The following is an 11600-nucleotide window of genomic DNA, read 5'->3' as shown; positions in this document are numbered from 1 at the left end:
AGCCGAAGATTAATCTTCGGCTTTTTTTATTTAGAAAAATTTGATTCCTAAAACATAAAAAAACCTCAAACAATCACGTTTAAGGTTTTACTTTTTTATCTAATCGTTGTCTTATTTCGCTTCTTCAGCCAACATTTGTTTATATTTTTTGCCTTCGATTAATCTTTTTTCTGCCCAAATTGTTCCTCCAGGAATAACTGCTGCGATAAAAAAGATCATAAAAATTTTCCAAGACCAATTGTATTTTTCTTTCAATAAATAAACCAATATAATATAAGCTATAAACAATCCTCCGTGTACGCGTCCTGCGTATGTTACCCATGTCGGATCTTCCCAAATATATTTCATTGGCATTGCGATAAAAAACAAAACTATCGCAGAAATAGCTTCTAAATATCCAGTAATTTTAAATAATTTCAACATTCATCTTAAATTTGAAGTCAAAAATAATTTTTAATTTCCACATGAACACTAATAGATATCAGTAAAACAAATACTTAACATCTATTTTATACGTTATTATAAGCAACAATGCGATTTTTAGGCTACATATTCTTCTTTTTGATCCAAACTATTTTACTTTTTGGACAAGAAAAAACATATCATTTTTTACGGTATAATGATGATACAAAATCGTATACAAAAGATTTCGAAAGCAAAAATCTTGATTCATCTTTAGATTCGCTTCAAAAAACAGGTTATTATACTTTGACGATTGATTCGATAAAAAATGAAAAAGTTTATCTAAATAAAGGAAAATTGTACCAAACAATTTGGGTGAAAAACAATGAATTGTTCGAAAATAAAAATAATTATTTCCCAACAAATAATTTAGATTCTATTCTAAATAAAATAGCAACAACCAACACTAATCAAGGTTATCCGTTTGCGCAAATAAAACTTGTTCCAAATGGTTTTGAACAAAATAAACAGAAAATTGAATTGGTTTTAGACAAAGGAAATCAGCGCAAAATTGATGGTGTAAAATTGGTTGGTTACGAAAAATTATCCAAAGGTTATTTGCGTCATGGACTCAATATAAAAACTGGCGAAGTATACAATGAACAGAAATTGGCAACAATTTCTACATTAATGCAACAAACCAATTATATTGCAGAAGCGCAATTACTACAAACTTTATTTAAGCCTGATTCTACGATTTTATATTTGTATCCTCGCAAAGTAAATTCAAATTATTTTGATGGTGTTTTAGGTTTTGGAACAGATGATAACGGCGATTTTAGATTGAACGGAAATGTACAACTTTCGTTGAACAATGTGTTCAATAGTTTGGAAGAAATCAGGTTAAATTGGATTGGAACAGCGAATAAAAATACGTCGTTGAATATTGGTGTTAAAGTTCCTTATTTGTTCAAATCTGCGATTGGTTCGGAAACGAATTTCAAGCTTTTCAAGCAAGATTCTGTTTTTGTGAATTTAGATTTTTCGGAGCGATTATTTTATCAACTCAACCTCAACTCGAATATTGGTGTAAGCGGAATTATACAATCGTCTAACTTTTTGCTGGAAGATGATTCTTATCTAAAATCGAGCTATGACGATTATTCGAAAATTGGTTTTGGTTTGAGTTATCACTATTTCCTGAAACATCCTTTTCGTTTGATGGAAGTAAAATCGATGTTGAATGTTGCGGTAAATTCGATTCGTAAAAAGGAAAAGAATTTTTCGTGGACAGAAGATTTGGAAAATAAAACCGTCAATCAAGTTGAAGTTGGTCTAAAAACGTTTCGTTTATTCGAATTATCCAAAAAGCATTTCTTAAAAGCTGGTGCAGAATTTAGAGGTTTGCTCACGAAAGACGATGATTTCTCCGAAAACGAATTGTACAGAATTGGTGGTTTTGGTAGTTTTAGAGGTTTTAACGAAGAAAGTATTACAACAAATATGTACGGATTTTTGAGTGCAGATTATCGTTTTGTTCCAAGCGAAGCTTTTTATATTGGACTTTTCGCCGATTATGGTTTTATTGATAACAAACGCGCAAATCTAAATACATCATTGTTAAGTTTCGGAACTGGAATTTCTTTTTTAACGAAGATGGGAATTTTCAATTTGAGTTATGCAGTTGGTAAAACAGACGAAACTTCATTCGACTTCAAAGAATCTAAAATCCATTTTGGGATATTAAGTCAGTTTTAAAAAAATATTTTACTTTTGTTTTTATAAACATTGTATAATGAAATATTTATCGCTACTATTTTTACTCTTTAGTCCAACTTTATTTTGTCAAAAAGATGATATTATAAACTTAAATGAAGTCAATATTCAGAATAAAACAAAATACATTTTATTAAAATCTTATTTTAGAAGTTGGATAATCAAAAATGATAGTTTAACAGATTTTGTAGATGGTGAAGCTTATTATCTTTATCCAAAGGAAGAATTTAAAGATAAATTAAAAGTAAAAAGGTATGTTTTACAATACAGAAACTTTTATAATCCTGAGATAAAAAGTAATAGTAAAAAAACGCAAGTATCTATAATGAATGATTATTATGGATTTTGGAATATTCCTAGTTATAATCGTCATGAAAAATATAAAAAAGTAGAAATTTCTAAAGATAATTTTGATGTTTATAACAGTAGAGATTCTATATTTGGTAAATATTATCAAGGAATTGAGAATGATAGTATAAACTTTGTTTTAAATTTTTCTAGTAAAAAAAATATAAAAGTCACTCTAAATAATTACGGAAAATGGGATAAAAAGGGAATTCCTCAATCTTTTACTTTAATACAAAATGAAGATTTATTTGGAAGCAAAAAAGAAATCGTCACAGAAATTTTTCTTACTAAAGAACTTCTTTCTGATTTTGATAATGGAAGAAAAAAATACAATTCAATCAATTTTAGTTCTTCTAATTATTATAATAATTATTGGGAAAATTATCTAATTGAATATCCTTTGCCTTTAAAAATCATTAATAAATTTAATTCATTAATTGAACAAAATCCTTAACCTTGAAGGTTACTTTTAATCAACTTAAAACTTAAATATAGTTTTATCTAAAACACATCTATTTGTAGTGTCCGTAAAGAAACTTTGATTACAAACAAGGTTGTTTATAATAAATCTATGACTACATTAGTCTAAAACATGTCCGTTTGTAATAAATGTAAACTTACATTAATCTAAAACATATCTGTTTGTAATGTCCGTAAAGAAACTTTTATCATAAACAAGGTTGTTTTAGCTTTCCAAATGTATTGTATAAATGATTACTAAGAATTTTTATTAAAAAAACTATAAATTTTTATAGGTTTATTGTTAACATTTTCGTGAAATTAGCTACTTATAAAATACTCACACAAAATAAATTTAAAAATGCGTAAAATTTTTTATCCAGTTTTAGCTTCAGCTTTATTTTTAGCTTCAGCTCAATTGGCGTCTGCACAAGACAATTTAGTTAATTCTCTGAACAAAAATGTTAGTGAAAATAGTAAAGAAGCTTTCAAATTTACTGACGTTATCAATTTAGCTAAAACTCCAGTAGAAAACCAAGGTTCATCAGGAACTTGTTGGTCATATTCAGGAAATTCTTTCTTCGAATCAGAAATGTTAAGAATGGGAAAACAACCTATTCAATTGTCTCCAATTTTCAATGCGAGAAATACATATGTTGAGAAAGGAAAACAATATGTACGTATGCATGGTGCAACAACTTTAGGTGACGGAGGTTCTTTCTATGATGTTTTGAATACAATCAAAAAATATGGAGCTGTTCCAACGGAAACTTATACAGGTCTGAATTATGGAACAAAAATTAATCAATTTGGTGAAATGGCTGCCATTCAAGAAGGAGTTTTGAAAGCGGTTGTTGCAAATCCAAATGGTAAATTAACACCAAACTGGGAGAAAGCCTATACAGCTGTTTTGGATAGCTATTTAGGAGAATATCCAAAAGAATTTACATACAACGGAAAAAAATATACACCACGTACATTTGCTGATCAAGTGGTAGGAATTAATCCAAACGATTATGTTGCGATTACATCTTTCAAAGATCATGACTATTACAAACCGTTTGTATTAGCGATTCCTGATAACTGGGCATACGAATCTTTCTACAATGTTCCGATGACAGAGATGACTGACAACATTGATTATGCTTTGAAAAACGGATTTACAGTTGCTTGGGCAACAGACGTTTCTGAAAAAGGATTTAGCTGGAAAAATGGTGTAGCGTATGTACCAGAAGTTGATTTTGCAGATATGAATGCGCAACAAAAAGCAGATATGTTCAAAGGTCCAAAACCAGAAAAAGTAATTACAGAAGATATGCGTCAAGCTGCTTTTGATGATTACCAAACGACTGATGATCACGGAATGCACATTGTTGGTATTGCGAAAGATCAAAACGGAAAAGATTACTATATCGTGAAAAACTCTTGGGGTTTAACTAACGATTACGAAGGATATCTTTATGTAACAAAAGCTTTTGTTCAGTACAAAACAACAAATATTTTAGTTCATAAAAACGGTGTTCTAAAACAAACGTTGAAAAAATTAGGAATCTAATTTGTAAGATAATAAACTAAAAAAATCCACTCAATGCGTGGATTTTTTTTATTTCACAATAAATGTAATTTGTTTTGTATTAGTTGGTGCAGCTTCCTCCCAGCCTCTTTTGTAATCAAACTGAATTGTACATTCGCCTTTGCTTCCCGCTTTCACAGTGTATACATTTTTACTCGGCGCACCTACCACTCCTTCTTTTTGATTTTTCACATTTGACTTATCAACAATTTTCACACTACAATCTTCTGGTTCAGAAGTAAACCAGTCATAACCAGTGGAAGGATTAGCAGTAACTTCTAATTTTACCTGATCACCTTCATTTAGTTTAATCGTTTTTACATTTTCGATTGTATCTAAATTGATCGTTTGTTCTTTACTTGCATTTGTTGCACACGCTGTCAACAAAGTTGCACTTACAATTAATAATAAAGTTTTTTTCATTTTATGATGGATGATTTTATTTATTTTTTTGATAAAAACAGTTATAAAGCTATTCAACTAAGCGCTTTTTCATCTAATTTTGTACTTTATTTTTTAGTCAATAATTATGCCTCAAAATGTAACGATACGCATATCTCCTACAGAAGCTGCAAACGAGAAACTTCTGAAACAACGTTTAGCATCTGCTGTTAAAACAAAACCGGAGAATATCAATGCTTACCAAATTATTCGTCGCTCTTTAGATGCACGAAGCCGAAATATTATTTCCCAATTACAAGTCAATGTTTTTGTAAATGAAGAATTCTCTGATGCTTTCGAGTTTCATCCAAATCTCCAAAATGTAGAAAACAAACACGAAGTTTATATTGCTGGTGCTGGTCCTGCTGGATTATTTGCTGCGTTAGAATTAATAGAACACGGTCTAAAACCAATTATCATCGAACGTGGTAAAAATGTTCGTGATCGTCGTCGTGATTTAGCAGCAATGAATAAAGAAGGAAAAGTAAATCCTGAATCAAACTATTGTTATGGCGAAGGTGGCGCTGGAACTTATTCGGACGGAAAATTATATACGCGTTCTACAAAACGTGGAAACATTCTGAAATCATTGCAATGGTTTGTCCATTTCGGTGCAACAGAGCGTATTTTACAAGAAGCGCATCCACATATCGGAACAAATAAGTTACCTGGGATTATCGCCAACATGCGCGAAGCAATTATCGAATGTGGTGGTGAAGTTTGGTTTGATACAAAACTAACGGATATTATCATCGAGAATAATCAAATCAAAGGAATTGAAATTAATCATGATAAAAAAATTAAAACTTCTTCTTTGATCTTAGCAACGGGACATTCGGCTCGTGATATTTTCAGAATGTTAGATGAAAAGAAAGTTTTAATCGAAGCAAAACCTTTTGCATTAGGCGTTCGTGTAGAACATCACCAAAGTTTGATTGATTCTGCTCAATATCATTGTCCAATCGGAACAGAACGCAACGAATTTCTTCCGCCAGCCTCGTATTCATTAGTTTCTCAAGAAGCAGGTCGCGGCGTTTTCTCTTTTTGTATGTGTCCCGGTGGAATTATCGCGCCCGCATCTACAGACGAAGGAGAATTGGTAGTAAATGGTTGGTCACCTTCTAAACGTGACGGATTCTTTGCAAACTCGGGAATGGTTGTAACAGTTGATGAAAAAGATTTTGCTAAATATGGTTTTACTGGACCTTTGGGTGGAATGAAGTTTCAACAAATGGTCGAGCAAAAAGCGTGGCAAGTTGGTGAAGGTAAATTAAAAGCTCCCGCACAACGAATGACTGATTTTGTTTCAGGGAAATTATCCAATTCATTAAATGATTGCTCGTATTTACCAGGTTTAACATCAGGTTTATTGAGCGAAGTTTTACCAAAAGAAGTTCATCAATCTTTGAAATTAGGTTTCCAAACATTTGGTAAAAAAATGAATGGTTACTATACCGAAAATGCAAATATTGTGGCAACAGAATCAAGAACTTCTTCGCCTGTTCGTATTCCGAGAAATGAAGAAACCTTAGAACATACGCAAGTTGCTGGTTTATTTCCTTGCGCTGAAGGAGCTGGTTACGCTGGTGGAATTATTTCTGCCGCAATGGACGGAGCAAAAGTTGCAATTGCTGTGAAGAATTTTATCGGAAAATAGTTTTATATTTAATACTCAAAATAAAATACAGATGTCAAGCTGAACTTGTTTTAGCTTCACATCTTTAGGAATGATGAATTTAGAAAAAGTAAATAATTTCAAATTTTTATTGATTTCAGTAGTACTGATTTTGATAGGTTATTCAATCAACTTAATCGGTTGGAATATTGGAACAATTACAATTGCTTATTTTGGATTAGGTTTATTCTTTTTAGGAATTATTTCATTCATCATTTTACTATTTTTAGCTTTAATTAAAATTGTTAATAGAATTTAATGAATCTCTTAAAATCTATACTATTTGTCGGTTTAGGTGGCGCTTTTGGTAGTGTTGCAAGATTTTTAATTTCGTACGGAATCGGAAAATATTATTCACAACCTTTTCCATTTGCTACGTTTTTGACAAATATTATCGGTTGTTTTTTGATTGGCACTTTATATGGATATTCAATCAAAAATGGTTTAGGAAATACCTATTTCAATTTTTTACTGATAACTGGATTTTGTGGAGGTTTCACGACATTTTCAAGTTTTTCGTATGAAAATTTCAACTTAATTCAACAACAAAATTACATCACACCAATTATTTATATTTTTTTGAGTGTACTCATTGGTTTACTCTTTACAATGATTGGTTTTAGATTAACAAAATAACTCTATATCGAAAATAGTTTTCTCTTATTCGTTTTAATGTATTACTTTTAAGCAACTTAAAAAATTAATACATGAGGAAATCTATTTTGATCTGCGGAATCATTTTTGGTTCTGTATTTACTCACGCACAATTAAAAACAGTGAAAAAAACTGACAATAAAGGATATACCTACGAAATGGTAGAAAATGATCCTTCGAATACAAGAATTTATACGCTAAAAAATGGTTTGAAAATCTATTTGGCTCAAATAAAAGACGAACCAAGAATCCAAACTCATATAGCTGTAAAAACAGGTTCTAACAACGATCCAGAAGACAATACTGGTTTGGCTCACTACTTAGAGCATATGGTTTTTAAAGGAACTTCTAAAATTGGAACACAAAATTGGGCTGTTGAAAAACCTTTGATCCAACAAATTTCAGATTTATACGAACAGCACAAAGCAGAAAAAGATCCTGCAAAAAAAGTAGAAATCTATAAAAAAATTGATCAAGTTTCGCAAGAAGCATCCAAATATGCTGTGGCAAACGAATACGATAAATTAATTTCATCTTTGGGAGCATCAGGAACTAATGCACATACATCTTTAGAAGAAACAATTTATCATAATAATATTCCGAATAATGAATTAGAGAAATGGTTAACAGTAGAATCTGAGCGCTTTAGTGAATTAACTTTACGTCTTTTTCATACTGAATTAGAAGCCGTTTACGAAGAATTTAATCGTTCACAAGACAATGATGGACGTTTAGTTTTTTATAAAATGATGGAAACATTGTTTCCAAAATCGCATTACGGAACACAAACAACTATTGGAACTTCAGAACATTTAAAAAATCCATCAATGGTTGCAACTCATAATTATTTCGATAAATATTATGTAGCGAGCAATATGGCTGTGATGTTGATTGGTGATTTCGATTTTGATACGGCTGTTCCAATGATTGACAAATATTTTGGAAATTATGCTACAAAAGCAGCTCCTGCACAATATGTTGCAAAAGAAGAGCCGATTAAAACAATTGTAACAAGCGAAGTTTTTAGTCCATCTTCGGAACGTGTTCAGTTTGCTTACCGTTTTAACGGAGCAAAAAGTTCTGATGCAAAATATGTAACATTAATTGATTATATTTTAAGTAATTCTACAGCTGGATTAATCGACTTAAATATCAATCAACAGCAAAAAACATTAGGAGCAGGAAGCTCTTCTTCTTTCTTTAGAGATTATGGTATGCATTCTTTTTCTGGATCTCCAAAACAGGGACAAAGTTTAGAAGAAGTACGTGATTTATTAATTGCTCAGATTGAAAAAATCAAAAAAGGGGAATTTGATGATTGGATGATAGAAGCAGTTGTAAATGATTTAAGAAAATCTCGTATGAAAAGCTGGGAAAATACTCGTTCTTTAGCAGCAAGTTTGTACAAATCATATATCAATGATGTTCCTTGGGCAGAAGTTGTCGATCAATACGATGATATGGGTCGTGTAACAAAGCAAGAACTAATGGACTTTGCAAAGAATAATTATACGAATAATTATGTAATTGTTTACAAACGTCAAGGTGAAAACAAGGATTTGGTACGTGTTTCGAATCCTGGAATTACGCCAATTCAATTGAATCGTGATGCTGAATCTACTTGGTACAAAGATTTCATGAAGATTAAATCAAGTGAGATTAAACCAGTTTTTGTTGACTTCAAAAAAGAATTGAACGAAAGTAAAATCAAGAATGCAAAATTCACTTCGATTCAGAACAAGACAAACGATATTAGCTCTGTTTACTATATCGCGGATATGGGATCAGACAATAACAAAAAGCTTGGTTTAGCGATTAATTACTTAAATTATTTAGGAACGTCCAAATATTCGCCAGAAAACTTGAAAAAAGAGTTTTATAAAATTGGTGTTGATTATGGAGTTAATCCTGGTACAGAAAGAACTTCTGTTTATATCACAGGTTTACAAAAGAACTTAACAAGCGGAATCAAATTATTTGAACATCTTTTAAGTGATGCCGTTGCAAATAATGAATCTTACCAAGAATATGTGAAAACAATCTTGAAATCAAGAGAAAATTCAAAAAAGAACAAAAACGTGATTTCTTCTTTGTTGAACACTTATGCGCAATATGGACCAAATAATCGCTCGAGAGATATTATTTCTGAAGCTGATTTGAAAGCTATTGATCCAAAAGAATTAACGCAAATCATCAAAGATTTCTTTAATTACAAGCACCAAATTTTCTATTACGGAAATAATGAAGCGGAAACGAAAAAAGCAATTGAACAAAATCATAATTTCGGGAAAAATTTAGATTATCCTAAGAAAAAAGAATATCCACAACCAGCTACAGATGGCAAAGTATATTTTGCTCCTTACGATATGGTACAAGCGGAAATTAATTTCTTTGCTCGTGATACTAAATATGATCCAACTTTGTTGACATCTACAGGAATTTTCAATGAGTATTTTGGTGGAGGTTTGTCATCTATCGTTTTCCAAGAAATTCGCGAGTCTAAATCATTGGCTTATTCTGCTGGTTCTTATTACATTAATGCAAATAAAAAAGATAATTACAATTATGTAAGAGCTGTAATTGGAACACAAGCAAACAAATTGCCACAAGCTGTTGACGCAATGAAAGAATTAATGAATAATATGCCAAAAGCAGAAAATCAATTCAATAATTCTAAACAAGCAGCACTTAAGCAAATCGCTACAAGTCGTTATACAAAAGCAAATGTGTTCTTTTATTGGTTATCATTACAAGATAAAGGTCTAAATTATGATATCAATAAAGATATTTACGATCAAACATCTAAATTAACATTAGAACAATTGGATCAATTTTTCCAAAAACATATCAAAGGTCAAAACTTCAATGTTGGTTTAATTGGTAAGAAAGAAAACTTAGATTGGCCATCTGTTGAAAAACTTGGACAAGTAAAAGAATTAACGTTAGAAGAGCTGTTTAACTACTAATAATCAGAAATTATAAAAACCAATAAACGCGTTTAGGAAATCCTATAACGCGTTTATTTTTTAAAACTAACCTATGAATGAATAATCACTCAAAAACCAAATAAGGCTCAATTTCCCTAAACTTTTCTTCACTTATCGCATAACATCTTTTCAATGTTTTTGCATCTTTAAAACTCCCACCTAACGAACGTTTAAAATTAAGAATCGTATTTACTTGTTTCTCTGTGAAACCGAGTTTTATCCAATCCTCATGACTCAAATTATTTGGATTAAACTTACCTTTTATTTCTATTTTTTCTGCTACTTTATCTTCACTTTTTGACTGTTCAACTTTTGGCTGCTCAGCTTTATAAATTACATTTTCAGGTAAATCAATATAAGATTCCATTTCTGCATATTTTTCATCCGAAATCATATAACATTTTTTCAATTGTTCTTTCGATTTAAACTGACCTCCCAAAATATTTTTATATTTCATAATTGAAGCAGCTTGTTTAGACGAAAAACCTATTTTTTGCCAATCATTTTCAGAATAACTATTTGGATTAAATTTTACATATTGAATCTTTTTGCCACTTTGTTTTTTCTCATTTTTTTCATCTTCCTTTGATTTTTCTGGTAACAAAATATACGTTTTCATCTCTGCATATTTCGCATCATCAATCACAAAACATTTCCTCAATTGCTCTTTCGAGGTAAACTTTCCTCCAACAATCTGTTTATATTTCATGATTATTTCTGCCTGTTTTGGCGAAAAACCAAGTTTTTCCCAGCCTTGTTGTGGCAAATCATTTGGATTGAAATTTTTGTAAACTATTTTAGTTTTTGGTGATGAATAATCTATAAAACTCGATTTAGATTGTTCTGGTAAAAGAACAAAAGGAGCTAATTCATTATACTTTCCTTCATCGATAACATAACATTTCTTAAGCTGTTCTTTCGATGTAAATTCTCCGCCAACAATTCCTTTATATTTCAAAATGACTTCGGCTTGACGTTCCGAAAACCCTAAATTCATCCAATCTTCTAAAGATAATTCGTTTGGGTTAAAGGGTTTGATTGAATCTTTTACTTGTTTATTTGAAGTAGAATTAAATGTATAATTTTTCGGAGTTTTTTGATAATTTGCTAGCAAAGCTTTATCTGCTTCTGATAATTGATATGTTTCTTTTTCAACTGAAATATGTTGAAAAATCTCAAATAACAAAATCAAAACAAATAATAAATACAAGCCAAATCTTTGCGATTTATTCAGGTAAAAAGTAGATTTTTTTAAATATTTCATCTTGGTTGGAAAAGAAGTGAA

The 11600-nt window shown here is 30.6% G+C and carries 10 protein-coding genes; 7 read left to right on the top strand and 3 right to left on the bottom strand.

The features are described from left to right. Nucleotides 1–111: 111 nt before the first annotated feature. Nucleotides 112–423: a DUF3817 domain-containing protein gene (locus tag B4L98_RS06325; protein WP_219033722.1), complete on the bottom strand. Its 312-nt coding sequence runs from the start codon at nucleotides 421–423 to the stop codon at nucleotides 112–114. A 108-nt stretch (nucleotides 424–531) separates the two neighbouring features. On the opposite strand from B4L98_RS06325, the gene B4L98_RS06320 reads away from it, so the two are divergent. The 3 genes from B4L98_RS06320 (at nucleotide 532) to B4L98_RS06310 (ending at nucleotide 4540) form a co-directional block, all read left to right on the top strand. Continuing rightward, nucleotides 532–2160 (top strand): hypothetical protein, encoded by a 1629-nt coding sequence (locus B4L98_RS06320; protein WP_291077804.1) that lies wholly within the window; start codon nucleotides 532–534, stop codon nucleotides 2158–2160. Between the two features lie 37 nt (nucleotides 2161–2197). Next, the gene (locus tag B4L98_RS06315; RefSeq protein ID WP_291077802.1) at nucleotides 2198–2980 is read left to right on the top strand and encodes a hypothetical protein; all 783 of its coding nucleotides are present in this window, start codon (nucleotides 2198–2200) and stop codon (nucleotides 2978–2980) included. 366 nt (nucleotides 2981–3346) lie between these two features. Next, nucleotides 3347–4540: an aminopeptidase C gene (locus B4L98_RS06310; protein WP_291077800.1), complete on the top strand. Its 1194-nt coding sequence runs from the start codon at nucleotides 3347–3349 to the stop codon at nucleotides 4538–4540. 48 nt (nucleotides 4541–4588) lie between these two features. Here B4L98_RS06310 and B4L98_RS06305 read toward each other — a convergent pair whose 3' ends face one another. Continuing rightward, the gene (locus B4L98_RS06305; protein ID WP_291077798.1) at nucleotides 4589–4981 is read right to left on the bottom strand and encodes a protease inhibitor I42 family protein; all 393 of its coding nucleotides are present in this window, start codon (nucleotides 4979–4981) and stop codon (nucleotides 4589–4591) included. Between the two features lie 106 nt (nucleotides 4982–5087). Here B4L98_RS06305 and B4L98_RS06300 point away from each other — a divergent pair, with 106 nt between their 5' ends. From B4L98_RS06300 to B4L98_RS06285, 4 genes are all read left to right on the top strand, one after another. Beyond that, complete coding sequence (locus B4L98_RS06300) at nucleotides 5088–6656, top strand: NAD(P)/FAD-dependent oxidoreductase (protein ID WP_291077796.1); 1569 nt, start codon at nucleotides 5088–5090, stop codon at nucleotides 6654–6656. 70 nt (nucleotides 6657–6726) lie between these two features. Beyond that, nucleotides 6727–6933, top strand: a complete 207-nt coding sequence (locus B4L98_RS06295; protein WP_125349604.1) for a hypothetical protein — start codon at nucleotides 6727–6729, stop codon at nucleotides 6931–6933. Next, nucleotides 6933–7310 carry a fluoride efflux transporter CrcB gene (gene crcB, locus B4L98_RS06290; RefSeq protein ID WP_125349605.1) on the top strand — a complete coding sequence of 126 codons (378 nt, stop codon included), beginning with the start codon at nucleotides 6933–6935 and terminating at the stop codon, nucleotides 7308–7310. The genes B4L98_RS06295 and crcB overlap by 1 nt, the downstream gene beginning before the upstream one ends. A gap of 71 nt (nucleotides 7311–7381) precedes the next feature. Beyond that, on the top strand, nucleotides 7382–10294 hold the full coding sequence (locus tag B4L98_RS06285; protein WP_291077794.1) for a M16 family metallopeptidase: 2913 nt from the start codon (nucleotides 7382–7384) through the stop codon (nucleotides 10292–10294). 85 nt (nucleotides 10295–10379) lie between these two features. Here the strand turns inward: B4L98_RS06285 and B4L98_RS06280 are convergent, their stop codons facing one another. Next, a complete protein-coding gene (locus B4L98_RS06280; RefSeq protein WP_286494764.1) occupies nucleotides 10380–11579 on the bottom strand; it encodes a helix-hairpin-helix domain-containing protein in 1200 nt (399 codons plus the stop codon). Nucleotides 11580–11600: the final 21 nt, after the last annotated feature.

The sequence above is a fragment of the Empedobacter sp. UBA5528 genome, assembly GCF_002426075.1.
Classification (GTDB): Bacteria; Bacteroidota; Bacteroidia; order Flavobacteriales; family Weeksellaceae; genus Empedobacter; species Empedobacter falsenii_B.
The sequence above is the reverse complement of the archived record's forward strand: the minus strand, read 5'-3'. Positions and strand labels throughout refer to the sequence as shown.